The 25025-nt window shown below is 47.5% G+C and carries 22 protein-coding genes and 2 tRNA genes; 19 read left to right on the top strand and 5 right to left on the bottom strand.

The window, feature by feature from the left end; translation table 11 throughout:
• Nucleotides 1-66: 66 nt before the first annotated feature.
• A tRNA-Ser gene (locus tag TREPR_RS02360) sits at nucleotides 67-154 on the bottom strand.
• Between the two features lie 80 nt (nucleotides 155-234).
• Nucleotides 235-319, bottom strand: a tRNA-Ser gene (locus TREPR_RS02355).
• Nucleotides 320-740: 421 nt separating this feature from the next.
• On the opposite strand from TREPR_RS02355, the gene TREPR_RS02350 reads away from it, so the two are divergent.
• The 10 genes from TREPR_RS02350 to aspS all read left to right on the top strand — a co-directional run bounded on the left by TREPR_RS02350 (nucleotide 741) and on the right by aspS (nucleotide 14158).
• Nucleotides 741-3299, top strand: coding sequence for a DEAD/DEAH box helicase family protein (locus TREPR_RS02350; protein WP_015706679.1), 2559 nt, complete (start codon nucleotides 741-743; stop codon nucleotides 3297-3299).
• A gap of 9 nt (nucleotides 3300-3308) precedes the next feature.
• Complete coding sequence (locus TREPR_RS02345; RefSeq protein WP_041610980.1) at nucleotides 3309-5741, top strand: N-6 DNA methylase; 2433 nt, start codon at nucleotides 3309-3311, stop codon at nucleotides 5739-5741.
• Between the two features lie 199 nt (nucleotides 5742-5940).
• The gene (locus TREPR_RS02340; RefSeq protein WP_148257220.1) at nucleotides 5941-6681 is read left to right on the top strand and encodes a hypothetical protein; all 741 of its coding nucleotides are present in this window, start codon (nucleotides 5941-5943) and stop codon (nucleotides 6679-6681) included.
• A gap of 87 nt (nucleotides 6682-6768) precedes the next feature.
• Nucleotides 6769-7020, top strand: coding sequence for a DUF4160 domain-containing protein (locus TREPR_RS02335; RefSeq protein WP_015706675.1), 252 nt, complete (start codon nucleotides 6769-6771; stop codon nucleotides 7018-7020).
• A gap of 11 nt (nucleotides 7021-7031) precedes the next feature.
• Nucleotides 7032-7280, top strand: a complete 249-nt coding sequence (locus TREPR_RS02330) for a DUF2442 domain-containing protein (protein WP_015706674.1) — start codon at nucleotides 7032-7034, stop codon at nucleotides 7278-7280.
• A gap of 25 nt (nucleotides 7281-7305) precedes the next feature.
• Nucleotides 7306-8919, top strand: coding sequence for an ATP-binding protein (locus TREPR_RS02325; protein WP_015706673.1), 1614 nt, complete (start codon nucleotides 7306-7308; stop codon nucleotides 8917-8919).
• A 359-nt stretch (nucleotides 8920-9278) separates the two neighbouring features.
• Nucleotides 9279-9659, top strand: coding sequence for a glutamyl-tRNA amidotransferase subunit C (locus tag TREPR_RS02320; RefSeq protein ID WP_015706672.1), 381 nt, complete (start codon nucleotides 9279-9281; stop codon nucleotides 9657-9659).
• A 49-nt stretch (nucleotides 9660-9708) separates the two neighbouring features.
• Nucleotides 9709-11226: an amidase family protein gene (locus tag TREPR_RS02315; RefSeq protein ID WP_015706671.1), complete on the top strand. Its 1518-nt coding sequence runs from the start codon at nucleotides 9709-9711 to the stop codon at nucleotides 11224-11226.
• A 2-nt stretch (nucleotides 11227-11228) separates the two neighbouring features.
• Nucleotides 11229-12740: an Asp-tRNA(Asn)/Glu-tRNA(Gln) amidotransferase subunit GatB gene (gatB, locus tag TREPR_RS02310; protein ID WP_015706670.1), complete on the top strand. Its 1512-nt coding sequence runs from the start codon at nucleotides 11229-11231 to the stop codon at nucleotides 12738-12740.
• A 107-nt stretch (nucleotides 12741-12847) separates the two neighbouring features.
• Nucleotides 12848-14158 carry an aspartate--tRNA(Asn) ligase gene (aspS, locus tag TREPR_RS02305; protein ID WP_015706669.1) on the top strand — a complete coding sequence of 437 codons (1311 nt, stop codon included), beginning with the start codon at nucleotides 12848-12850 and terminating at the stop codon, nucleotides 14156-14158.
• Between the two features lie 88 nt (nucleotides 14159-14246).
• Here aspS and TREPR_RS02300 read toward each other — a convergent pair whose 3' ends face one another.
• Nucleotides 14247-15236, bottom strand: a complete 990-nt coding sequence (locus tag TREPR_RS02300; protein WP_015706668.1) for a nucleoside recognition domain-containing protein — start codon at nucleotides 15234-15236, stop codon at nucleotides 14247-14249.
• A 133-nt stretch (nucleotides 15237-15369) separates the two neighbouring features.
• Here TREPR_RS02300 and TREPR_RS02295 point away from each other — a divergent pair, with 133 nt between their 5' ends.
• On the top strand, nucleotides 15370-16746 hold the full coding sequence (locus TREPR_RS02295) for an MATE family efflux transporter (RefSeq protein ID WP_015706667.1): 1377 nt from the start codon (nucleotides 15370-15372) through the stop codon (nucleotides 16744-16746).
• Nucleotides 16743-18959, top strand: a complete 2217-nt coding sequence (locus TREPR_RS02290) for a DUF4954 family protein (RefSeq protein WP_015706666.1) — start codon at nucleotides 16743-16745, stop codon at nucleotides 18957-18959. The genes TREPR_RS02295 and TREPR_RS02290 overlap by 4 nt, the downstream gene beginning before the upstream one ends.
• 76 nt (nucleotides 18960-19035) lie before the next feature.
• On the opposite strand, the gene TREPR_RS02285 is transcribed toward TREPR_RS02290, so the two are convergent.
• Nucleotides 19036-19428, bottom strand: coding sequence for a helix-turn-helix domain-containing protein (locus TREPR_RS02285; protein ID WP_015706665.1), 393 nt, complete (start codon nucleotides 19426-19428; stop codon nucleotides 19036-19038).
• Between the two features lie 147 nt (nucleotides 19429-19575).
• Between TREPR_RS02285 and TREPR_RS02280 the strand changes: the two genes are divergently transcribed.
• The 7 genes from TREPR_RS02280 to TREPR_RS18355 all read left to right on the top strand — a co-directional run bounded on the left by TREPR_RS02280 (nucleotide 19576) and on the right by TREPR_RS18355 (nucleotide 23855).
• Entirely contained in the window at nucleotides 19576-19857 is a 282-nt protein-coding gene (locus tag TREPR_RS02280; protein WP_015706664.1) for a hypothetical protein, read from the top strand.
• A gap of 72 nt (nucleotides 19858-19929) precedes the next feature.
• Nucleotides 19930-20322: a hypothetical protein gene (locus TREPR_RS02275; RefSeq protein ID WP_015706663.1), complete on the top strand. Its 393-nt coding sequence runs from the start codon at nucleotides 19930-19932 to the stop codon at nucleotides 20320-20322.
• Nucleotides 20323-20362: 40 nt separating this feature from the next.
• The gene (locus TREPR_RS02270) at nucleotides 20363-20911 is read left to right on the top strand and encodes a CsgG/HfaB family protein (protein WP_015706662.1); all 549 of its coding nucleotides are present in this window, start codon (nucleotides 20363-20365) and stop codon (nucleotides 20909-20911) included.
• Nucleotides 20898-21611, top strand: a complete 714-nt coding sequence (locus TREPR_RS02265; protein ID WP_015706661.1) for a hypothetical protein — start codon at nucleotides 20898-20900, stop codon at nucleotides 21609-21611. Before TREPR_RS02270 ends, TREPR_RS02265 begins: the two co-directional genes overlap by 14 nt.
• 43 nt (nucleotides 21612-21654) lie before the next feature.
• Entirely contained in the window at nucleotides 21655-23007 is a 1353-nt protein-coding gene (locus tag TREPR_RS02260) for a tetratricopeptide repeat protein (RefSeq protein WP_015706660.1), read from the top strand.
• 120 nt (nucleotides 23008-23127) lie between these two features.
• Nucleotides 23128-23619 carry a hypothetical protein gene (locus tag TREPR_RS02255; protein ID WP_015706659.1) on the top strand — a complete coding sequence of 164 codons (492 nt, stop codon included), beginning with the start codon at nucleotides 23128-23130 and terminating at the stop codon, nucleotides 23617-23619.
• Nucleotides 23619-23855: a hypothetical protein gene (locus TREPR_RS18355; RefSeq protein ID WP_148257219.1), complete on the top strand. Its 237-nt coding sequence runs from the start codon at nucleotides 23619-23621 to the stop codon at nucleotides 23853-23855. Before TREPR_RS02255 ends, TREPR_RS18355 begins: the two co-directional genes overlap by 1 nt.
• Before the next feature lie 45 nt (nucleotides 23856-23900).
• Here TREPR_RS18355 and TREPR_RS02250 read toward each other — a convergent pair whose 3' ends face one another.
• Nucleotides 23901-25025, bottom strand: coding sequence for a diacylglycerol/lipid kinase family protein (locus tag TREPR_RS02250; RefSeq protein WP_015706658.1), 1125 nt, complete (start codon nucleotides 25023-25025; stop codon nucleotides 23901-23903).

Below are 25025 nucleotides of genomic sequence, written 5' to 3'. Positions count from 1 at the left end.
CCCCCGCTTTTTTGCTATTAAAAATTATTAGACCAACGCAAACATCTCTGGCAACATTTTGCCATTCGGAGCAGGGGGGATTCGAACCCCCGGTACCCGGTGAAGGTACGACGGTTTAGCAAACCGTTGGTTTCGGCCACTCACCCACCGCTCCAAAGTTTATAAACAGGGAACAAGTCCCAAAATACCTATGTCAAACGGCCTTTCCCTAAAAAGCCCGGAACCCTATTAATACGGAGCAAGGGGGATTCGAACCCCCGGTACCTTACGGCACAACGGTTTTCAAGACCGCCTCCTTCAACCACTCGGACATCGCTCCAAAACAACACACTTCAAGGGGGATTCGAACCCCCGGTACCTTATGGCACAACGGTTTTCAAGACCATTCTGATTGGCTCCGTAAGGAGCCTACCTTGCTTCAACCACTCGGACATCGCTCCAAAACAACACACTTCAAGGGGGATTCGAACCCCCGGTACCTTACGGCACAACGGTTTTCAAGACCATTCTGATTGGCTCCGCAAGGAGCCTACCTTACTTCAACCACTCGGACATCGCTCCAAAAACAACCCGGAATGGTCTTAAGGTTAGACTAAATAGAAAGCAATGTCAATAGATATGACCTGCCAACCCCAGGGAATCCGGCCTACAGGCAGGGGAAGCCCTAAGGGCGACCACCGGGGCAGGAACTTACCATAAATATAAAAATAGAGTAAAATCTTCATTATAAAGGTAATCCAATGGCGGAAAAAGAAGCGAAAGCCCGGATAAAAATCAACAAACTCCTGGAAAAGGCGGGTTGGCGCTTCTTTGACTCCCCCCAGGGGCGGGCAAATATCCTTGTGGAGTACAATGTCAAATTCCCCGCCCAGAGGCTTTTGGAGACCACGCTAAACGACCTGGGTGAAGATTTTGAAAAAACCAAAAACGGCTTTATAGATTTTCTTCTTTTGGATGAACAGGGCTTCCCCTTTATCGTGCTGGAAGCCAAGGGGGAGGACAAGAACCCCCTCTTCGGCAAGGAGCAGGCGCGCAAATACGCCCTTTCCCAGCATTGCCGCTTTGTCATCCTCTCCAACGGGAATATTCACTATTTCTGGGATCTTGAGCAGGGCAATCCGAATATCATAAGCAGCTTTCCTCCCCCGGAGAACGTAAGCGGTATTGCCTCCCTCAAGCCGGATCGGCAAGCCTTGGTGAATGAGCTCGTGGACAGCGATTATATTGTCCTAACCCAAAAACCGGATTACGCCCAGGACCCCTCTTATCAGAATGAAAAGACCCGCAAAAATTTTATAGAAGTAAACAAACTGCGTTTTCTACGGCCCTATCAGGTCAAGGCGGTTCAGGCCATACAGCGGGCGATGGAACAGGAAAAGGATCGCTTTCTTTTCGAGATGGCCACTGGGACCGGGAAGACCCTGGTTTCCGCTGCGGTGATCCGTCTTTTTCTGCGGACCGGCAGCGCCCGGAAAGTTCTTTTCCTGGTGGACCGGCTGGAACTGGAACGGCAGGCAAATACTGCCTTTATCGCCTACCTGAAAAACGATTTTACTACCCAGGTTTACAAACAGCATCGGGATGACTGGCGGAAGGCGGAAATTGTGGTGTCCACCATTCAGACCTTCCTCTCCAACAACCGGTACAAGCGGGATTTTACCCCCAACGATTTCGATCTTCTGATTTCCGACGAGGCCCACCGTAGCATCGGTGGGAATAGCCGTGCGGTCTTTGAATATTTTAACGGTTATAAGCTGGGCCTTACCGCCACCCCCAAGGATTACCTCCGGCGGGTGAACACCGCCGACCTGGGGGAACGGGACCCCCGGGAGCTTGAACGGCGGCTGCTCCTGGATACCTACAAAACCTTTGGTTGTGAAACCGGAGGCGAAAAAAGCGCCGCCGCCCCGACCTTCCGTTATTCATTACTGGACGGCGTGAAGGACGGCTACCTGGTAAACCCAATAGTGGCGGATGCCCGGACGGATATTACCACCCGGCTTCTTTCAGACAAGGGCTATACGATAAGTGTTCAGAATGAAGATGGAGACGATGAAGAAACAGTTTTTGTACATCAAGATTTTGAAAAAACCTTTTTTTCGGACAATACCAACCGAGCTTTCTGCAAAGTCTTTCTGGAAAAGGCCCTACGTGACCCCATCAGCGGGGAAATAGGCAAAACCATAGCCTTCTGTGTTTCCCAAAACCACGCCGCCAAGATCACCCAGATACTTAACGAGTATGCCCATACCATGTTCCCCGGTAAATACAATTCCGATTTTGCAGTTCAGGTTACCTCCCGCATAAGCGATGCCCCGCAGTTTACCGTTAATTTCACCAACAATAAACTCTCCGGGTCCGGCAACTTCGATCCCGCCTATAACACCAGTAAAACCCGGGTCTGCGTTACCGTGGGGATGATGACCACCGGCTACGATTGCCAGGACCTTCTTAACCTGTGCCTCATGCGGCCCATATTTTCACCCACCGACTTTATCCAAATAAAAGGCCGGGGAACCAGGCGGCATAACTTTACGGAGGAAGTGATCGATCCCAAACTCAAGGAAAAGCTGGGTGATATTCAGAAAGAACGGTTCAAGGTCTTTGACTTCTTTGCCAACTGCGAATATTTTGAGGAACAGTTTAACTACGACGAAACATTACAGGTTCCCAGGAACGGTGAGCAGGGAAGCGAAGTGCATGATGAACCTCCTCGGTATCTGGTGGAATATACCAGTACCATTGATGATATGTTAAGTGTTCTGAACCAGAAGGAGATAGGTCCCGAGGGGATGAAGGTTGACCGGATGTTCTTTGAAAAATTTGAACAGATCATTATTGATCACCCGGTCATTAAAGAACAGGCCGAGGCGGGAAAGTGGGACGAGTTATTACGCTACATCGAAGGGAACATCTTGGACAAGCCGGAGGATTATTTTACCCTGGAAAAACTCCGCAAATCCGTACATGCGGATCGCCGTATCCCCCTGCGGGAAATGGTAGAAAAAATATTGGGCCTTATCCCCTATTTCAAAACCAGGGACGAAATCTTAGATGAAGAATTTGACAAATTCGACAGCCGGTATCTTCCCAAGGAAGAATATTTTACCTATGCAAAAACGGTTTTTAAGGCGTATATTGGGGACCGGGAATTCAGGGATATTATAGACAGCGGCCGTTTTGCTGAATTGAACAACAGCCCCTATGGGGAAGCTTTTAGGGAATTAACACCGGATCTCCGCAGACTTATACCGGAGTACATCAAAGACTTTGTGTCCCTCAATAACTTTGTCGCTTAACAGGATACCATGATGGATGATACGGTCAAACGAAGAATCGACACCGCCCGGGACATACTGGTAGGGAAAGTACCGGTCCCCAGCAGTCAGGTGGAACAGATAACCATCGCGCTGATCTATAAATTTATGGATGATATGGATAAGGAAGCTATTGCCATGGGAGGCAAGTCGAGCTTCTTTACCGGGGAGTATAAAAAATACGCATGGTCAAAGATATTCGATCCCCGGCTGGGGGGCTTTGAGCTTATCAGCCTGTATGGGGAAGCGATAACCAAGCTCAACCAGAACCCCCATATCCCCCAATTGTTTCGGGATATTTTTAAGAACGCCTACCTTCCCTACCGGGACCCCGAAACCCTAAAGCTCTTTCTCAAGACCATCAACGAATTTACCTATGACCATTCCGAGGATTTAGGCGATGCCTTTGAATACCTCCTTTCGGTCCTGGACAGCCAGGGCGACGCCGGCCAGTTCCGCACACCCCGGCACATCATTGATTTTATGGTGGAAGTGGTGGACCCCCAAAAGCACGAAACCATCATCGATCCCGCCTGCGGAACCGCCGGTTTTCTCGTTTCGTCCTACAAGCACATACGCCGAAGCAATACCAACAAACGTCCCGGAGATTTACTCACCCCAACGGAACGGAAAAAACTCCTGACCAACTTTAAGGGTTACGACATTTCCCCGGACATGGTCCGCCTTTCTCTGGTGAATCTGTACCTCCACGGCTTTGTCCAGCCCCAGATCTACGAGTACGACACCCTTACCAGTGAAGACCGCTGGAACGAATACGCCGATGTGATTTTGGCCAACCCCCCCTTCATGTCCCCCAAGGGCGGCATTATCCCCCACAAACGCTTTTCCGTTCAGAGTAAGCGGAGCGAAGTGCTTTTTGTGGATTATATCGCCGAACACCTTACCCCCGCAGGCCGGGCCGCAGTGATAGTGCCCGAGGGGATCATCTTCCAGAGCGGAACCGCCTACAAACAGCTCCGCAAAATGTTGGTAGAAAAGTATTTGTACGCCGTGGTTTCCCTGCCCTCCGGAGTGTTTAACCCCTATTCTGGGGTAAAGACTTCTATTCTGCTTCTGGACCGGCAGCTTACTTCCAAGAGTGATGCGGTGTTGTTTGTTAAGATTGAGAATGACGGGCTTGCCCTTGGCGCCCAGCGAAGGGAGATTGAAAAGAACGATTTACCGGAAGCGCTAAAGCTCATCCGGGCATACCAGAAGGCGGTTCGTGCGGGCAAGGGGCGCGGCTTCAAGGATGAGGGCAAGAACGGGGCGCTGGTGGTTCAGAAGGACAAGCTGGCGGAGAATGGGGAGTACAGCCTGACCGGAGAGCGGTACCGGGTGGTGGAGCGGCGGGGGAAGCAGAAGTGGCCGATGGTGAGGATCGGTGATATTTGCGATCTTTACAATGGGAAGGCATTTAAACCTAGCGATTGGGAGAAAAAAGAAAATGGCGGGTTACCAATTATAAGAATACAAAACCTTAATAACGAAAAGGTGGATTTTAATTACTATTCTGGAAATATTGATGACCAGGTGATCATTAATGAAGGGGACTTATTATTTTCATGGTCAGGGTCAAAAGGAACATCTTTTGGCCCTCATATATGGAAAAGACAAAAGGCAATACTAAATCAGCATATTTTCAAAGTTGAGCATAAAGATTGTGTTCAAAAAAACTTTCTTTATCATATGCTGAAATTTGCTGTCACAGAAGTTGAAGAAAATTTACATGGCGGTGTTGGATTAGTACATATTACCAAGGGCGATCTTGAAAAAATAGCACTTCCTGTTCCAGCTCTTGAAGTTCAACAAGAAATTGTAGCAGAAATTGAAAAATACCAGAAAATTATTGATGGCGCCCGGCAGGTGGTGGATAACTGGAAGCCACAGATTGAGATTGATACTGAATGGCCGATTTATAATCTTGATGAACTTGTAAATATAACCACAGGAAAATTAAATGCAAATGCGGCAAGTAAAAATGGCAAATACCCGTTTTTTACCTGTTCAAAAAAAATATATAAAATTGGTACATATAGTTTTGATTGTGAAGCCTTGTTGCTTGCAGGGAATAATGCTTCTGCCGATTATGATATAAAATATTATATGGGAAAATTTGATGCCTATCAGCGAACTTATATCATAACAATAAAAAATACGGATCAAATTTTGTATAGTTATTTGCAAGTTATTTTAGAACAAAAATTACCAGAGTTAAAATCAAAATCTATCGGAAATTTGACAAAATATCTTACTTTAGGTGTAATTAATCAACTGGAAATCCCATTGCCATCAGTAAAAATGCAGCATGAAATTGTGGAAAAAATAGAAGATGAGCGGAAAGTTGTTGATGGATGCCGAGAGTTGATTAGGGCATATGAGGATAAGATTAAAAAGGTTGTGGATGGGGTTTGGGGGGAATAGGATAAAATGAATAAAAAATCAAAAAAAATAAAATATGATATTTTTTTATTATCTGTATCAATAATACCAATGTTGCTTTTATATAAAAATGCCTTTCTACTGAAAATATTCAATGTTAGCCAAGAAATAATATATAAAAATGTAAAATTTATTAAAGTTAAATAAAGGAGCAAAGGAACATATAATAATGGAGAAAGAAATGACAAATAGATTAGATGATATAAATGAATTATTATGTTATAATGATAAGAAAATTGAAAACATAAATAGCATTTATTTAACAGCTTTTGATAATTATTCTATAATAATATCCAAGGTTGAGGTAAAAAACATATTAGAAAATTACAGAAGCATTTTAGATTTTTGTATACATGATATAGACGATATTATATACAATGGTTTAATAAAAGATATTTATTTTCCTTATGGTAAAGATATGTCACTTTTCACAAAAAGTCTTAATAAAAATAAATTAAACGATTTAGTGCGTATTAATAAAAATGTTTATAGCCTGTTGTTAAATATTCAATCGTTTCAAAGTAGTAATCAATGGTTATACAATCTATGCAAACTGACAAATATTAACAAACATGATAAATTAACAAGACCACTTAAGAAAGTAAATAAGCTGAGCTATAAATTAGGTGATAGAATAAATATCCAGAATTGCGGAAAGGTAATATTTAAAGATTCCTATTACAACGGGAGGACTATAGGTAAAGATGAAAATAATTATGTAGAAATTGGGCCAGAAACAACACCCGATGAATTACGAGCACAGACAAATAATGAAATACCAGTAACAATTACTTCAGGTAAAGTTGAATTCAATATACAATTGAATGAACAAACTATAGAAATAAAAAAATTATTGAATGAAATTTCATTAGGAATAAAGTCATTTATTAATTTATTGTATACAGAGTTAGGAGTAATCTGAAAAAAGAGCCAATTCCCATAATATGAGAATATCATGGTACCCAATATCATGATAAAAATGATATAATGTTAAGCTAAGGAACTAACAATGCCGGTTTTATCATTATTTTATGGAATTATAGTACGGATGTACCGGGAAAATACCGGAAAACATAATAAGCCGCATATTCATGCTGAGTATGCCGGAGATGAAGTCGTGATATCCCTTGATGGGGGTATTCCGAGCGCCAAAATGAAACTGTTTGAAGCATGGATGGAAATACATAAGGAAGATTTACAGGCAAACTGGCATCTTTTATCCAGCGGTGAGCAATTTTTTAAGATTGATCCTCTTAAATAAGGAGATTTAATATGTTACAACCCAGAATACTTGAGGTGGAACCTTTAAGCGATTATAAGTTAAAGCTGATTTTTGAAACCAAGGAAGAAAAAATATTTGACGTGTCTCCCTATATTTCAGGTTCCTGGTATGAACGGTTAAAAGATCCCGGGTATTTTAAAACCGTTCATATAACTGACGGTGGTAAGGGAATTGAGTGGGCGGAAGGGCAGGATATTGCTCCCCATGAATTATATGATGCAAGTGTTTTAACCCCATGACCCATCTATCCTTCAGGAGCACCACATGGACCTAAAAACCCTGACCCAACTACTCGCCCAATCAGAAAATGAACATATCGAATTCAAAGAGGCAAAATCCTCTTATAGTTTTGACAAACTTGTCGATTATACTATCGCACTGGCTAATGAACGGGGTGGAAAATTCATTCTTGGCGTATCGGATAAGAAGCCGCGAACCATTGTTGGCACCAGGGCGTTTGATGAATTGAATAAAATAAAAATACACTTGATGGATATGACAAAATTGCATATAGAAATTGAAGAGATCGCTACTCCACAGGGGCGAGTTCTGATATTTAACATCCCATCCCGGCCAATAGGGATGCCCTTGCATAGAAATGGTCGCTATTTAATGCGATCCGGGGAGTCGTTGACTTCAATGCCGGCTGATATGCTTCGCCGGATATTTGACGAAGCCGGGCCCGATTTTACTGCGGAAATTTGTTCCAAGGCTGCTCTTTCCGATCTTGATGAAAAAGCAATTGAAGATTTTAGAAACCGCTGGATTAAAAAGTCGGGAAATAAATCCATAGCAACATTAACAGTAAAACAATTATTAAGCGATGCGGAACTGTTGATAGACGGAAAACTAACCTATGGGGCGCTTATTCTCTTTGGAACCTTCCGGGCTTTGGGAAGATATTTAAGCCAGTCGGAAGTGGTCTTTGAATACCGGGCAAATGATGCCTCCGGCCCGGCGGAGTTCAGAAAGGAATATCGCCAAGGATTTTTTTCTTTTTACGATGAGCTTTGGCAAACCATTGATTTACGGAATACCAACCAGCATTTTCAGGATGGGCTCTTTATCTGGGATATAAAAACTTTTAACGAATCCGCTATCCGTGAAACTATCCTGAACGCCGTAAGCCATCGTGACTATCGCATGAACGGTTCCGTATTTGTACGGCAATATCCTGAACGTATTGAAATCACCAGTCCCGGCGGCCTTCTGCCGGGAATTACTTTTGAGAATATCCTTTGGGCGCAGGCGCCGCGGAATCGCCGCCTTGCAGAGACCTTTGCCAAATGCGGCCTTGTGGAGCGTTCAGGTCAAGGGATGAACCGTATTTTTGAAAGCTGCCTTCTGGAAAGCAAGGAAACTCCGGATTTTACCCATTCAGATGCCGACCAATTTTGGCTCACCCTTCATGGTAAAATACAGCACCCTGAATTTCTTAAGGTTTTAGAAAAAATTGGTGAAGAAAGAATACGCTCTTTTACCGCCGATGATTTAATCGTTTTACAAAATGTATATGATAATAAATCAGTAAAGGAAAATTTGTCCCAGAATGTAAAAGCCTTATTGGAAGAAGGTCTTTTGGAAAGAGCCCCACGGGCATCGGGATACAAATGGATTTTGGCACGAAGGCTCTATACCGCTATAGGGCAGGCCGGGGTCCATACGCGGAAAAAAGGGCTTGATCGGGATACCCATAAGGCTTTGCTGCTCAAACATATCAAGGAAAATGCAAAAGAAGGGACCAAACTGGAGGAATTGCGACAAGTTCTGCCATTTTTGAACCGCAGCAGTATACAGGTTTTGGTCAGAGAATTGAAAGCTGAGGGAACCATTATTTCATCCGGGCATACGAAAGGAACCCGCTGGCTTCCCAAGTAGAAATAATTGCAACTAATTACATTAAGTTGCAATTAAGTTGCAATTCGGCGACTTAATTCTCTATATTATATAGAATTAACAAATATAGATAATTGCAACTAAGTTGCAATCCGGTTGCAATTAGACAAAAACAAAAAAAGGCTTATGAGCATCCCAGTACCCAAAAACCAGAAGTGGGGGTAGCGGAAAAGCCGTCGAGCCCCAGGGCTCGCCGGCTTTGGAGCGAGGGGGAGCAGCGTCGGTAAAGGCGGCGTTTGGGCGGACCAGGGCCTCAGGTTACGGCGGCGGTGCTCCCCCCTTTTTTGCATAAATATACCGTATACTTGACATATAAGACCCCTATATGCCAATATCGGGCTATGAAAATCGAAGATTTACAGGTAACCGCCCAGCTTGCCCATCTCAATATGGGTGAAAAGGAGCTGGCTGCTGCGTTTCCCGCCTTTGAGCAGATGCTGGGGTTTTTTGCCGCTATGGAGGCGGCTGATAAGGACCCGGCGGCTTTTATTGGCGGCGGGGCTGATGCGGCGGCGGTGCCCCAGATGACCGGCATGACCCGGGCTGTGCAGGCGGATCATTTCCGGCTTGATGCTTCCCCCCATAATCCGGCCGCTAAGGGCTTGAACGGTGAGACTAAAGTCTCTGAGGCTTTGGTCTCCGAAGCCCTGGTCCCCGAAACTCTGATAAATAATGCGGGTGATCGGGATGGCCGGTTCATCGTGGTTCCTAACGTTCTGTAGGAACTGTAGTTTCCTGATTACCTAAATCCATACCCTGACGGAGGAGTACATGGCAGCACCGTTGCCTGAAGGCTATTTACCATATTTCAAGACTTGGGAAGAGAAAATCGGCTCTTTTATCGAATTCAAACCGCCGGAAAAGGAGCCAGCAAAAAAGGTGCCTGGCACTTTTTTTGCGGTGAAGGACAATATCGCTGTTAAGGGCTTTTCTATAAGCTGCGGATCAAAGCTCCTGGAAAATATGAAGTCCCCCTATACCGCTACGGCGGTGCAGAAACTGGAAGCTCTGGGGGAGGCGGTGATCGGCAAAACCAATATGGACGAATTCGGCATGGGGTCCTCTACGGACAACTCAGGCATAAAGCGGACTAATAACCCCTGGGACCAGAGCCGGGTGGCCGGGGGTTCCTCCGGGGGGTCCGCCGCTGCGGTGGCTGCCGGGCTGGTTCCCTACGCACTGGGTTCCGACACCGGGGGCTCTATTCGGCAGCCCGCCGCTTTTTGCGGGGTGGTAGGGCTTAAGCCCACTTACGGGGCGGTTTCCCGGTTCGGGCTGGTGGCCTATGCCTCAAGTTTGGAATCTATCGGCATACTGGCGGATACTACGGCGCGGTGCCGGGCGGTTTTTGCGGCTATACGGGGGGCGGACCCCCTGGACCAGACCAGCCAGGACGCCCCTGTCGGCGCTCCGGCCCTGTACCCTGAGGGCGTCACCGGCGGCCTTGGAAATGGCGGCTCTGCGGGCGGCAAAGGCCCGGCGAACAAGGGTGCGCCCCGGACTATCGGGGTGCTTTCACCGGAGGCTATCGCAAGGGCGGTGGCGTCAGCCGCAGAAAGCGCCGGCGAGGAAGGGGCCCTCCAGGCGGCGGCCCAGGCTGCCGTATTGGAAGACGAGGTGGCCCGGGGCTTTGAACTGGCCAAGACCCGGCTGAAAGATTTGGGACATACTCTGGTGGATGTGGATCTACCCAGCCTTAAATACGGGGTGCCCGCTTACTACACCATTGCTACTGCGGAGGCCAGCGCCAATTTGGCACGGTTCGACAGCATACGCTACGGGCAGCGGCCTGAGTGGGCGGAAAACCCCGACGACCTGATCGACAAGGCCCGGGACGCGGGCTTTGGGGCGGAGGTGAAGCTCAGGATACTTCTGGGGACCTTTGTGCTGCGATCCGGTTTCCAGGACCGATACTATCTCCGGGCCCAGCGTATCCGGGGGGGGATCCGGCGGAATTTTGAGGCCTATCTAGGGGGGCCGGATTACTCGCTCACCAATACTGTGTGCGATGCCATATTGCTCCCGGTGTTTCCCACCAGGGCCTTTGGCCGGGGGCCGGATAACCTGAGCCCCTTTGCACAAAAAGCGGCGGATCTGTACACCTGCTGCGCAAACCTGGCGGGGCTGCCGGCGCTGGCTTTCCCGGTGGGCGTCGAGGGCGGCCTTCCTGTGGGGGTCCAGCTTTTGGGCAGGGCCTTTGCCGAGGGAACCCTTCTGGATATCGTGGAAAATTATGAAGCCAGCCACCCCTTCCCCCACCCTGAGGGCTACAAGGAATTTTGGAGATAACCATGTTTGAGTCGAAAATCACTACTTCTACAAAAAAATACCAGTCCTTCATCGGCCTGGAGGTCCACATTCACCTGCTGACCAAAACTAAGGTGTTCTGCGGCTGCCGTTCCGCTTTTGGGGATGAGCCTAACACCAACGTTTGTCCGGTCTGCCTGGGGTACCCCGGGGTCCTGCCTGCCCTCAACATCGAGGCTATGCGCTTGGGCTGCTTGGTGGCCCGGGCACTAAATTGCCGGATACCTGAAAGGACCTGGTTTGAGCGGAAACAGTATTTCTACCCGGACATGACCAAGAACTACCAAATATCCCAGTTTGCTTCACCCCTGGGGCAGGAAGGGTATGTTGATCTTCAGGGAAAGGGGATCAATAAGCGGGTGCGGATCACCGAGTGCCACCTGGAAGAAGATGCGGGGAAGATGATCCACACCGGAACAGCATCACTGTTGGACTATAACCGGGCCGGGGTTTCTCTGCTGGAAATTGTCACCGAGCCGGATATGGAAACCGGGGAAGAGGCGGAACTTTTCATCCAGCAGCTGCGCCGCACGGTCCGTTACCTGGGGGTTTGCGACGGAAACATGGAAGAGGGCAGCCTCCGGGCGGATGCCAACGTTTCTATCAACATCCCAGGCAAGGGGCTGGGGAAAAAAGTGGAGATTAAAAACCTCAACTCCTCCCGCTTTGTAAAGCTGGGGCTTAACTACGAAATTCGCCGCCAGGGGGAAAGGCTGGACGCGGGCAAGGTAGTGGTCCAGGAGACCCGGCTCTGGAACGAGAACCGGGACGAGACCGCCCCCATGCGGACCAAGGAAAACGCCCAGGATTACCGCTTCTTCCCCGAGCCGGACCTGCCGGTCTTTACCCCGGATGCGGCATTTCTCAAATCCGTGGAGGATTCACTAACGGAACTGCCCCTCAAGCGGGTCAAGCGCCTGGAAGCGGAGTACGCCCTCACGGAAGAACAGGCGGACCTTATCTGCGAGGAAAAGGCCCAGGCGGATTACTTTGAGGCTGCGGTGCGGGAAGCTATTGCAGAGGGGCTTGAGCAAAGGGACGCGGTGAAACGGGTCGCCAACTTCCTCCTCACCGACATCAAGCATACCCTTCACCAGGAAGGGATTGCGGCGGCGGACCTGGGTTCCTTCAAACTGACCCCTAAACGCGCAGCATCACTGCTGGCCCTCATGGCAAAAGGTGTTGTTTCCGGGAAAAACGGCAAGCAGACCTTTGAGGCGGTCCTCGCTGAGGACAAGGACCCCCAGGTTATTATTAAAGAACGGAACTGGGAGCAAATTACTGACCCGGTGAAAATTGCCGAAGTGGTGCAGAAGGTATACGCCGCTGAGGGGCCCTCTGTTGCGGAGGTACGGGAAGCTGCGGCTAAGGGCAATACTAAGCGGGTGAGCGCCCTCACGGCCTACCTGGTAGGAAAAGTGCTGGCTGCTACCGGGGGACGGGCGGACCCGAAAATCGTCGGGGAACAGATACAGGATTTGCTGCAGAAAGAATGAGCCTCCACGGGAGGATCGTTCGATAGGAAGTTTATTATACCGTCTGGTTTAATACCCCGGAGCAAGCTCCGCGGTATTAAACCAGACTCACGAATAATGGAGGAAGTATGCGCGTTTTAGCGAAAGATATATTGGAAGGGAAAGTTACCGGGGAAGCGGAAGTTTCCGGCTGGGTACACCGTATCCGGGACATGGGGGGCATCACCTTTGTGATACTCCGGGACAGGTCGGGGATTCTACAGCTTGTCTTTGAAAAAAAGCCCGACTTGACCCTGGAATCGGTGATCAGCGTCAAGGGAACCCCTGCGGCAAACGAAAAGGCGCCCGGGGGGACAGAACTGCGGGTCAGCGGCCTTGAGGTACTCAGTAAAGCTGCGCCGGAATTGCCCTTCCAAGTGAATGGGGATGTGAGCAAGACAGGGCTGGAATCAATTCTGGATAATCGTTTGCTTTCCCTGCGTAATCCTAAGATACGGTCAATTTTTAATATACAGGCCACCATCGTGGAAGCCTTCGCAGGATTTTTGCGGAATCAGGACTTTACAGAAATAAAAACCAGTAAACTGGTCAGCACCGGTACTGAGGGGGGCACCAACCTTTTCCAGGTTGAGTACTTCGATGACAAGATCTGCCTGGCCCAGTCCCCGCAGTTTTACAAGGAGACCCTCGTTGCCGCAGGGATGGAACGGGTCTTTGAAATAGGGCAGGTCTATCGGGCGGAAAAACACGATACACCCCGGCACCTCAATGAATATGTTTCCCTGGATGTGGAAGTGGGGTTTATCGAATCGGAAAAAGATTTGATAGAACTTGAAAAGGGAGTCCTGGCCCACATCTTTGCTGAGTTGGAACGGAAGAACAAAAAAGACCTGGATGCCTGGAATGCAACTGTTCCATCCGCCGATGCTGTCGCCAAGGCCCCCACAGTGCCTTACGATGAGTGCCTCAGTATCGTTAACGCCGAGGCAGCCAAAGGGAAAAATCCCGGAGGCAGGATCTTCGACATCAACCCTGAGGCTGAACGGATCATCTGCGAGTGGTCCCTGAAAGAAAACGGGGTGGACCTGGTCTTTGTAAACCAGTTCCCCCGGCGGCACCGTCCCTTCTACACTTACCCCCTGGACTTGGGTGACGGTAAGGCCAGCTCCACCATGAGCTTTGACGCTATTTTCCGGGGTCTGGAGATCACTTCCGGAAGCCGCCGCCACCACGACTACCAGGCCTTTCTGGAAGCTTTGCCCCGGTTCGGCCTGAAAACGGAGGACATGGGGGGCTACCTGGAGCTCCTCAAATACGGCTGCCCTCCCCACGGGGGCTTTGCTATAGGCTGCGAGCGGCTTACTCAGAAGGTGCTGGGGCTGACCAGCGTAAAGGAAGCGAGCCTCTTTCCCCGGGACCGGAAGCGGGTGGCGCCGTAGTAATTAAAAAAGGCTTTGTATGATTACGGGCTTGCTATTCCGCAGCAACGCAGGTTTTTGACAAAGGCTCCAGGGGCCTTTCCCTACCCTACCCTACCCTTACCCGGTAGGAGCGCATCACCAGGAAACGGCGAAGCCGCTCGATCCAAACCGCCAGGATGCCCAGGACGAGCCGGGGGATGACGGCCCAAAACAGGGGGATCCCGATGGAGACAAAGAGCAGGGTATCCTCCAGATGGGAATGGCTCAACCCCGCATAATGGTTAAAGAGGTCTGCATCGGGTTTGGAAACGGCGCCTGAGCGTACTTCTTCTATTAGTACAGCGGACCCGTAGGCCAGGCCCACCAGATTGACCACTATCCACAGATAGCCCGTATGCTCAGGAAGGCCGAATACTACCATCAGGGGGGCCATAGCCCGGCCCAAAAGTTTCATGATCCCGAACTCGTCCAGAACCTTCTGGACAAACATGATGCTCAGGATAATCAAAAATATCCGTAAAACATTCAAAAGGGTTTCGATAAGCCAGGCGCGGAGTATCACCGGCAGCCCGGCGAGATCAATGCCGATGCTATGCACCACCCCAACACCAGTGCCGGAGACCGGATTGTCGTGAACCGGCCTTCCCATTTCCGCCGGGAGTATGCGGTTTAGAACCCAGCCGGCCAGGACGGCACTGAACAGACGCAGGAAGACCATCTTGGTCAGGGATGAGCCGGTTTTTTTCATCACCACGCATTCCACGAAAAAGTTATGGGCCAGAAAACACATGGCCGCCAGAACCGTCAGCTCCCGGATGCTTAGGTTCAGGGTCCCGATTACCGCCAGGGCAGAGTAGATGTTGACAAACACCGAACTGATGAACACCAGGGCCGCTTCACCGGGAAGACCTAAAAAGCGCATCAGGGGCCCCAGAAATTGCCCGATATAATACAGTATTCCCGTAAAATCCAGGATCAACACCGCAAAGGAAACGGGGATCATGATGCACAACAGGAACCGGGCGGTGATAAAGGCAGGTTTTAAGGCCTTTTTGCCAGCCGTACCGATACGGCGGATAAACAATTGCTTTTCCATGTATTTTGGGGAACTCCCTGGTTGAAAATCGATAACCTTAATCTTAGCATGTTTTGATAAAGAAATGAAACCCACTATTTGACACAGCCTTTTATAGTCGCTAGACTTTTGCCAAACTAAGAAGGAAAATCCAATGAATAAAATATCCAACCCCAACCAAAATGAAACGAAATTAAAACAGATGACCACCACTCCGGTGGAAAAGCTGGTGGTAACCCTGGGAATTCCCAGTATGGCCATTATGATGATCTCCGGTCTCTATAATATGGCGGATACCTACTTTGTCAGCTCCCTGGGAACCAGCGCAGTAGCCTCGGTGGGGATAGTTTTCCCCCTGATGGCGATTATCCAGGCCATGGGCTTTCTCTTCGGCCAAGGTTCGGGTAACTATATCTCCCGGGAACTTGGGGCACAGCGGGTTGAACGTGCCTCCCAAATGGCAGCCACGGGGTTTTTCTCCTGCCTCATCGTGGGCGCCCTTATTGCCACTACGGGGCTTATCCTTATCAATCCCCTGGTCCGCGCCCTGGGGTCCACCCCTACAATTCTTCCCTACGCCATCTCCTATATGCGTTTCATCCTTATCGGAGCGCCCTTCATGGCCTCCTCCCTGGTACTGAACAACCAGCTCCGCTTCCAGGGTAGTTCCTTCTCCGGCATGATTGGCATGATGACCGGAGCCATTCTCAATGTGCTCCTGGATCCCCTGCTTATCTTTGTGTGTAAGATGGGCGTCATGGGGGCTTCCCTGGCAACTGCCATAAGCCAGTTTGTAAGTTGCTCTGTTCTCATTACCATGGGATATGTCAGGAAGGGGAATATCCCTATTAACCCGCGGCACTTTTCCCCCAGCATCCGAAACTATAAGGAGATCCTCCGGGGGGGCTTCCCGTCCCTGCTCAGGCAGGGTATGCAGAGCGCCATGACCATCGTTATCAACCACCTTGCGGGTGTATACGGGGACGCAGCTATCGCAGCTATATCCATCGTTAACCGGATCGGCATTATCGCCGGATCCGCCGTGATGGGCATGGGACAGGGCTTCCAGCCGGTCTGCGGCTTTAACTACGGGGCCAAACGCTATGACCGGGTAAAAAAAGCCTTCTGGTTCTGCGTTGGTTTTGCCACCATCACCATGTCGGTCCTGGCCATACTGATGGCCGTCTTCGCCCCCCGGATAATTTCCCTGTTCCGCCGGGATGATGCGGATGTCATCTTCATGGGCGCCCGGTATCTCCGCTTTCACTGTATCGCCATGCCCTTCATCGGCTGGGTAGCCCTGGTCAGTATGATGACCCAAACCATGGGCAAAGCACGGGAAGCCAGCATACTCTCCCTGGCCCGGCAGGGCCTCTTCCTCCTACCCTCGCTGCTCATCTTCCCTCCCATCCTGGGCCTTTTAGGCATTCAGATAAGCCAACCCATATCGGACATTGCATCCTTCTTCTTTGCCATACCCTTTGCAGTAAAAATACTGCGAAAAGATTTACATGAGGTACCCATTCAATGACTGAAATATCCACCCGGCTCCCTGAGCGCTACGGTTACGATTTTATCCCCCTGGAATACCTCCCCCCGGGAAAGGATGAATACTGGCTGCGGAACGAACAAGCCCCGAACCCCGACCGTACCTGGCGGAAGCTCACGGTCCAGGAAATAGAAATACTGGTAAAAAACGACAACTTCTGTTCCAACTGGGACAATTTTCTGGTAAGCGATCCATTTGATCCCTCCCTGATACGAAATTCAAATTTCTACGGCCTCATACGCCTGGGAGAACTGCGGGGCCTGCTTCTGCAACACCACGATTTCTGCATACTCGCAGGGATCAGAAACAGTACCATTATCTCCTGCGACATCGGGGACAACACCGCTATTCATGATTGCTCCTACATTTCCCACTATATCATCGGCGATCGGGTGATCCTTTCCCGGATAGACGAGATGCAGACCACCAACCATGCCAAGTTCGGCAACGGGACCCTCAAAGAAGGAGAAACCGAGGATGTGCGGGTCTGGATCGATGTGATGAACGAAGCCGGGGGGCGGTCCATACTTCCCTTCAGGGACATGATATGCGCCGACGCCTATCTCTGGGCCTGCTACCGGGATGATACGGAGCTGGTAGAAAAACTCACCGCCATCACCCAGCAAAACTATGCTGCCAAACGGGGGCTCTACGGGATCGTCGGCTCCGGATCTGTACTAAAAAGCTGCGCGGTGATCAAGGATGTGGATGTGGGGGAAGCGGCCTATATCAAAGGGGCCAACAAGCTCAAAAACCTGACCATCCTTTCATCGTCCAAGGAGTCCAGCCAAATTGGGGAAGGGGTAGAAATGGTGAACGGCATCGTAGGCTACGGCTGCCACGCCTTCTACGGATCCAAGGCGGTGCGCTTCGTCATGGGCCGCAACAGTAACCTTAAGTACGGCGCCCGACTCATCCACTCGGTACTGGGTGATAATTCTACTGTTTCCTGCTGCGAACTCCTGAACAACCTTGTCTTCCCGATCCACGAGCAGCACCACAACAACTCGTTCCTCATTGCCTCCATGATCCAGGGCCTTTCCAACATGGCCGCCGGGGCCACCATCGGCTCCAACCACAACAGCCGGGCCAATGACGGGGAAATCCGGGCTGGGCGGGGTTTCTGGCCCGGCCTGTCGGTCACCCTGAAACACCCCAGCCGTTTCGCCAGTTTTACCCTCATCGCCAAGGGGAACTATCCCTACGAACTCAACATCACCCTCCCCTTCTCCCTGGTGAACAACAATGTACGCAGGGACCGCCTGGAAGTCATGCCCGCCTATTTCTGGATGTACAATCTCTACGCCCTGGAACGGAATTCCTGGAAAGCCTCTGACCGGGACAAGCGGGTAGTTAAGGTCCAGCATATTGAAACCGACTACCTGGCCCCGGACACGGCAGAAGAGATCATCGCCGCCCTCGCACAAATAGAAACATGGATGAGCGATGCGGGGACCCCGGCGTCCGGCCCGGCTTTGTCCGTACAGTTCCAGGACAGTACCGACGAGGAAGACCCCGAATACGCCTACATCCCCGAGACCGGGGAAGAGATCCCCGCTCCGGGACTGGAACGACACAAACGGCGGGCGGTGCTCCTTAAACCACGGAAAGCCCGCTCTGCCTACCTGGAAATGCTCCGCTTCTACGCCATAAAGGCCCTCATCGCCCGGCTGGAATCGAGCCCGGGCCTCAGCTTTGAGGGGCTTGTCGCCGAACTGGAAAGCCCCGGCAGTAATACTGAGCGGGTTACCGAATGGGTGAACCTGGGCGGACAGATCGTCCCGGCCTTTCGGGTAGATAAGCTGCGCGCCCAAATCAGGGAGGGCAAGCTGGACAGTTGGGATGCCATTCACCGGGCCTACGATGAATTTTGGGACGCCTATCCCCTGGACAAGGCCCGCCATGCATGGGGGGTACTCCGCTTTCTTCAGAAAGGCGAAAACCCCCTTACCGATGCTGCCGCTTTTTGTGGAGAACTTGACCGGGTACTGGAAACCCAACGCTGGATCACCGACCAGGTGTACCGCAGCCGGGCAAAAGATTTTCACGACCCCTTCAGAAGCATTACCTACCGTAACCGGGAAGAGATGGATCAAGTGGCTGGTAATGCGGAAAATAACTTTTTTATAAAACTGACCAGGGAAAGACTGGGGCAGTTTGAAGAAACAGTAAAGGTGTTGAAGGAACGGGTGTGATTTTTCTACATGCTTTTTTCAACCTTGTTTATGCATCGTCAAAAAAAGTTACAAAATGTCCCCAAAAGTCCGGTTTTCAGGATGGCGTTTCCATCCCCTCTTGGCCTTTATTTTGTTCCTCCCTAATTTTTATGTTGGTCTCAAATTCATAAATCTGTCGCAACTGACTTAAAAAATAATCCTGAAAAAATGGGTGGAGCTGTTTAAAAATCCCTATAATTTCTTCTATCTTTTCGTTGGATGTCTCATGGAACATAGACCCCTGGCCTGTTTTCAGCCAAACAGGATTGACCCCAAAGGTGGTACAAATCAATCGGATAATCCGCTCATTTATCGTCTTATGCCCAAGCTCAAGGTGTCCAATGTATCCCTTGGATATACTTATCTTTTCCGCAAAAATAGGCTGAGAAAGGTTCAAGGCATGGCGCAGCTCAACGACCCGCTTATGGATAGGTTCTGTGGTCTCCATATCTTACAAGATTAGCAAAATATTACCTACATAACAAGCAAAATACTTGTCAAAAACAATAAAAACATATGGATTCTATTGACATTATGTCTTAGTACATTATATTGTAATGCTTAAACAGAATACTTGCTATGGGATATAAATTTCATGGAAAATGAAGAAAATGTGGCCTATATAGCTAAGATATACCCTCAAATCAGTCAGGATGGACAGCATTGTTTGGAAAACATGGCCCAGACCATGCTATCTATTCAACAGTCCGGGGTTTTAGCTAATTCTAACTATAATGATAAAATAAAATTCATGGCTCATGTATATCCCCATATCAGCCGCCAAGGGCAAGAATATCTGGAAAAAATCGCCCATACAATGCTACTCCTCCAAAACTCAAAGGAGAGCGGTAAGAAAGCAGAGGGAGACCTGAAATAAGGGACTGGGAAGAAATGGGTACGGAAGATCACCGACCATGGCGGTGTTAAGAATAATGTCCGGGAGGAAATTATGGAAGGAACTGGCATTGCTTTTGGCGTAGTATTGCTATCGATAGCATTTATTGTATTGGTAATTTTTCTTGAATGGAAACTTGGAAAATTCCTTGGGAATAGTGTATCCAGGACTACAGGATTAATACTTGGAGTTATTTTAGTTCTATGCGGCTTTACTCTATTTATTGCTATTCCATGCATTATACATAGCCAAAAAAATAAAGAAAAGTCATTGGACCTGAATTTTAATATAAAGTCAAATGTTGATACAAATAGAATATCAAATGTTCAAGAAACATCATCTGCCTTAAACTCTGATACAAGGGAATGTCCATTCTGTGCTGAAACCATCAAAAAAGCTGCAAAAATTTGCAGGTTTTGTGGAAAAGAAGTTGAACCAATTATTTAGGGAGAATATGGCAAATTTAAGGTACTTAGGAAATAATTAAATGCCCTATATATTTTATTGTGGTATTTTAATGATTATAATGTCATGTACAAATTCTCCAACCGTTCTTCAAGAACAACCAACTACAAAACTTGAAGAACAACAACCTATTATTAAAGAACCTGAAATTAATGAGAAGTTAAATGTTGATAAACTAGATAATACTGTGCAACTTTCTTATCAAAATATTTCAAATATTATAAATACTAATTCCCGAGTAGGCGTCATCAATATAGTATCAACAGATCCGGCTGAAGCAGATTTTATTTCACAAGGATTAATCGCAATGCTTGTTTTGGATAGAAATAAAAATGGAAAAAAATACAGCGTTGTGGACAGGGATAATATTGAATTATTGAAAAAAGAACAGGAATTACAAATGTCAGGGGATGTGAGTGATGAAACTATGATTTCTATAGGTAAATGGCTTGGCCTTACGGAAATAATAACAGGATCACTCATAAAGATTGCAAATCGATGGTGTCTTAATATCAGAGTATTAAATGTTGAAAATGGAGAAATTGAAGGGGTAAGTATTGAGTATTTTTGAAAATATTTTTGACTTATTACCGAAATATTTATATTCATTTTTAATTAGCATTTCTGGACTATTGTCGGGAATAAATCCAATACTAATCTTTATTATCCTTTTAGCAGGCCTTATTTTCAAGAAAATACGTCCTATTGTAATAATTATAATAATTTTTTTTAGCATATGGTGGGTTTATAACAATACAAAACCAGAACCAACCACAATACCTGAGACTGTACCAGCTGAAACTTATAGACCTATTCCAAAAAAATCCCCAAATGAACTTAAAAATATTCAAAGTGAATTGAATGCTCTTATGAATCTTACAAGCGAGTATTTTTCAACAATGGCGGTAAAGCCGGATGTTGCCATTTATCCTTTCACCATTTCCGGTGGTACTAATCCGCCTATACTACTATTGCTTGCAGATGATTTTGCTTATTTTTATTCAAAGGATAAAAATGTTAAGCTTGCAAAACGCTGGTTTATAGAGCCATCTGAATCTGATGATGGTTCTATTGCCAATGCCGGAAAACGTCAAGGGGCTAATTATGTAATAGCCGGTAAGGTTATTCCAATAGGGGAACAAGTTCGTGTTTCAGTCTTAATTATTAGTATTGAAACTTCTGAGATAACAGAAACATATATGCAAACTATTATTAAGAGCGAAGTTGAAGATTTATTGATAGAAAAACAAAAAGAAGAATCACATGAATAAATATTGATAACGATTGATCGATTAACTAATAGGGGGGATGGAGGTGGATTTAAAAGCCGTTGATTCCAGTTCACCAGATACTGCAGAAGCGTTTAAAAATCGGGGTGTTTCTTTTGAAAAAAAAGGTGAATATGATTCAGCCATAGCGGATTATACCCAGGCAATCAAACTTGATCCCTGTGATGCTTTTTCTCTTTTTTTCCGTGGTCGTACATATATCAAAATGGGCAATTCTGACCAAGCCAGAGCGGATTTCACTCAGGCGAATAATATTGATCCAAATCTTGCCGTCTTATTAAAAAATCAAAGTAGTGCGTATTATCATAAGGGCAATTATGATATCGCAAGATGGCTCTGTACATTTGCAATCATGCTTAATCCTAATGATGCTGCTGCCTATTTTCTTCACGGTCTTGCAAATAGTGGGAAAGGCGAATATCACCATGCAATAAGAGATTACACCGCGACAATTAACATTGATCCTGATTATACCCAGGCCTATCTCAATCGGGGTCAGGCTTATTGCTATAAAGGCAAATTAGATTTGGCCATAACAGATTACACGCTGGCAATCAGGTCTGACCCCATTAATACCGATGCCTATATCCACCGTGGGCTTGCGTATGAAGTTAAGGCCTTTATCAAAAAAAGTAAACATGGCCAAGCCATAGAGGACTTCACCATAGCAATCAACATTGATCCCAATAATGTTGATGCTTATACTCATCGTGGTAATGCATATAATTATGACGGTGATTATGACCGAGCCATAACGGATTTTGATCAGGCAATCAGAATTAATTCCAATTATGCTATCGCTTATATCAACCGTGGTAATTCCCATTACAAAAAAGGCGATGACGATCTGGCGATAAAAGACTTCACCATGGCAATCAGCATTGACCCTAATGATGCCGATGCTTACACTTATCGTGGTGATGCGTATAGTCGTAAGCGTGAATATAGAAAGGCCATAGAAGATTATACCCAGGCGATCAACATTAACCCTGATGATATCAATGCCTACAAAACTCGCGGCCGGATATATTACAAGAAGGGTGATTATAACCGAGCTATAGAGGATTATACTCAAGTAATCGGTATTAACCCTGATGATGCAGTTGCCTATAATAGTCGTGGCATTATATATTACAAGAATGGCGATTATGACCAAGCCATAGAAGATTATACCCAGGCGATCAACATTGCTCCCGATTATGCCGAAGCAAACCTGAATCTTGCTATGGCTCATAACAGTCGTGGCATTAAGTATACAAAATGCCATGATTATGAACAAGCGCTAGATGACTTCAACCAAGCAATCAGTGTTGATCCTAATTATTACGATGCACGATATAATTTTGAAAATTTATTGATTCATATGGGCATTAGTTAAAGGAAGACACGCCTATGATGGATTAGGTAGAATTTGTTTTATATTTTTTGAATAATAGCTTATAAGAACACTTCCTAGCAAGGAATTTCAAGCTGCCGAAAAATTTGGGAGGAACATTTAATGATTATTGAGCGGTTAAAACAGCGAATCGAGCCTGATATGTGTATCACGCCTCAAACAACACCCATAATATATTTTGGAAATTATGATAAGTCAAAGGCTTGTACAGTCTCGTTAAACCCCAGCGATAAAGAATTTGTCAATTCATCAGGATGTTTATTAGACATAAACCACAAAGAAAGACTATGTTCCCGTAAAAAACTTAATAAAAATGGTAATGAAGACTTGACAGATGCGGAAGCAGAAACTGTTTTAGAATTCTGCAATAATTATTTTCATCTACGCCCATATAAATCATGGTTTAATCAATTTGATTATTTTATAAAACAATTTGGTAATTACTCATATTATGATGATACTTGTGTTCATTTAGACCTTGTGCAATGGGCAACATCACCAAAATGGGATAAAGTTCCACAAAATATCAGGCAAAAACATTTAGATAAGGATTTACCTGTGTTAAAGTATTTATTAAAAAAAATTTTGAGGTAATGTTTTTAAATGGCAAGACTGTTGTTGAGAATGTTGCAAAATGCCTAGAGATAGATATAAAATGTAAATATTCAAGTTTTATAAATGCCAATGGAAAAGAAAATCGTTTGAGTATTTATTATGGCAAATATAATAAAATTAATATCGTGGGATGGAATTTATATTTGCAATCTGCGGCAGTTGGAGGATATGAAAACAAGAGCATATTATGTGATGTTATAAAGGGCAATTTATGAATACAGTATGTATACAGTAGGATATATACAACGAAGTAAATAGCCCTAATCCCTTTCCCCCAACTTCAGCACCGGTATAGCCAGCTCGGTCAACTCTATTGCCGCAGGAAAATCCTCCGGCTTTAGCAGCACCGCCTCCCCGTCCATCTGGGCCAGGATGGGGTTCTCCCCCCGGAATTCCACCCGATGGGCGTTGAACGGTTTTGACTCCGGCTTATGGATATGCCCCCCGGTGGTGAAGAGCCCTTTCAGGGCCACCTTCCTGAACAGGGACATTTGCTGCACTACGCAGACATTCCGCTCATCAGGCAGTATCCGTTTGTTGGAACCGTAGGTCCGGTGACCGCTGGCTCCCACGGCCAGTAAAAGTACCTTTTCGCCAAAATCCTCCACCTGCCGGCCTGCCTCGTCAAAGGCCCGGACATCCATGTGCCCCACCTTGTAGAGCCGGTCATAGAGCAGGGATGCTATGTCCACCCAGAGTTTGTAGGAATCCCCGGGCAGCTTACCCTTCATCTTATTGGTCATGTGGGTAACAAATGCGTCGAGGCCCACGGAAAGGATATTGAAAGCCATAAAGGGTCCCTTCCCGGAGGCGGTAGTAAGCCGCAGGGCCCGGGCATACTCAACCGTGGAAGGGTGGATCAGCCGATCCAGGACACCGTCCAGTTCCCGGGCATCGGCCCCGTCATTCCCGGTCCCCATGGGAAGGCGCAGAACCGCAAAGTTAGACCGGAGCGCTGCCGGCGCCGTATAGAGGACCGTCAGGGCTTCAAGGCTGGTCCCGTCTCCCCCGGCGGTGATGAGCAGGTGGAAGGGCGCATTTCCCCCAGAGCGAGTCGAAGACGCCTCCTCCAGAAGAGCCTTGACGATCTTCCCTGCGGTACCCGGCCCCTGGGTAAGGGTCAGTCCCAGCCTGCCCAGGCTCCCCCGGCTCTGATCGGCTTCCAAAGCGGTTTTCGAAGGCCCGGCGTCTTCCCGCAGGGGATTGGCCTCTGCCTTTTCCATATACAACTTCAACGCCGCACTGTGCTGCTTCCACCGGCTCTTTATCGTAAATCCCCCGGCAGTAGGGTTGGCGATGATCGTCCAATGCAGGGGCCGACCCGGGGCAACCAGGCTGTGGGAACAGATGGCGGCCATGGGCTTGGCGAATTCTTCAAGGTTCAT

The organism is Treponema primitia ZAS-2, from assembly GCF_000214375.1.
Classification (GTDB): domain Bacteria; phylum Spirochaetota; class Spirochaetia; order Treponematales; family Breznakiellaceae; genus Termitinema; species Termitinema primitia.
This window is presented reverse-complemented; position numbering and strand designations above follow the sequence as displayed.

Coding starts and splice junctions, on each gene's coding strand:
- TREPR_RS02350 (WP_015706679.1), top strand. CDS start 741: ATGGCGGAAAAAGAAGCGAAAGCCCGGATAAAAATCAACAAACTCCTG.
- TREPR_RS02345 (WP_041610980.1), top strand. CDS start 3,309: ATGATGGATGATACGGTCAAACGAAGAATCGACACCGCCCGGGACATA.
- TREPR_RS02340 (WP_148257220.1), top strand. CDS start 5,941: ATGACAAATAGATTAGATGATATAAATGAATTATTATGTTATAATGAT.
- TREPR_RS02335 (WP_015706675.1), top strand. CDS start 6,769: ATGCCGGTTTTATCATTATTTTATGGAATTATAGTACGGATGTACCGG.
- TREPR_RS02330 (WP_015706674.1), top strand. CDS start 7,032: ATGTTACAACCCAGAATACTTGAGGTGGAACCTTTAAGCGATTATAAG.
- TREPR_RS02325 (WP_015706673.1), top strand. CDS start 7,306: ATGGACCTAAAAACCCTGACCCAACTACTCGCCCAATCAGAAAATGAA.
- TREPR_RS02320 (WP_015706672.1), top strand. CDS start 9,279: ATGAAAATCGAAGATTTACAGGTAACCGCCCAGCTTGCCCATCTCAAT.
- TREPR_RS02315 (WP_015706671.1), top strand. CDS start 9,709: ATGGCAGCACCGTTGCCTGAAGGCTATTTACCATATTTCAAGACTTGG.
- gatB (WP_015706670.1), top strand. CDS start 11,229: ATGTTTGAGTCGAAAATCACTACTTCTACAAAAAAATACCAGTCCTTC.
- aspS (WP_015706669.1), top strand. CDS start 12,848: ATGCGCGTTTTAGCGAAAGATATATTGGAAGGGAAAGTTACCGGGGAA.
- TREPR_RS02300 (WP_015706668.1), bottom strand. CDS start 15,236: ATGGAAAAGCAATTGTTTATCCGCCGTATCGGTACGGCTGGCAAAAAG.
- TREPR_RS02295 (WP_015706667.1), top strand. CDS start 15,370: ATGAATAAAATATCCAACCCCAACCAAAATGAAACGAAATTAAAACAG.
- TREPR_RS02290 (WP_015706666.1), top strand. CDS start 16,743: ATGACTGAAATATCCACCCGGCTCCCTGAGCGCTACGGTTACGATTTT.
- TREPR_RS02285 (WP_015706665.1), bottom strand. CDS start 19,428: ATGGAGACCACAGAACCTATCCATAAGCGGGTCGTTGAGCTGCGCCAT.
- TREPR_RS02280 (WP_015706664.1), top strand. CDS start 19,576: ATGGAAAATGAAGAAAATGTGGCCTATATAGCTAAGATATACCCTCAA.
- TREPR_RS02275 (WP_015706663.1), top strand. CDS start 19,930: ATGGAAGGAACTGGCATTGCTTTTGGCGTAGTATTGCTATCGATAGCA.
- TREPR_RS02270 (WP_015706662.1), top strand. CDS start 20,363: ATGCCCTATATATTTTATTGTGGTATTTTAATGATTATAATGTCATGT.
- TREPR_RS02255 (WP_015706659.1), top strand. CDS start 23,128: ATGATTATTGAGCGGTTAAAACAGCGAATCGAGCCTGATATGTGTATC.
- TREPR_RS18355 (WP_148257219.1), top strand. CDS start 23,619: ATGTTTTTAAATGGCAAGACTGTTGTTGAGAATGTTGCAAAATGCCTA.
- TREPR_RS02250 (WP_015706658.1), bottom strand. CDS start 25,025: ATGAACCTTGAAGAATTCGCCAAGCCCATGGCCGCCATCTGTTCCCAC.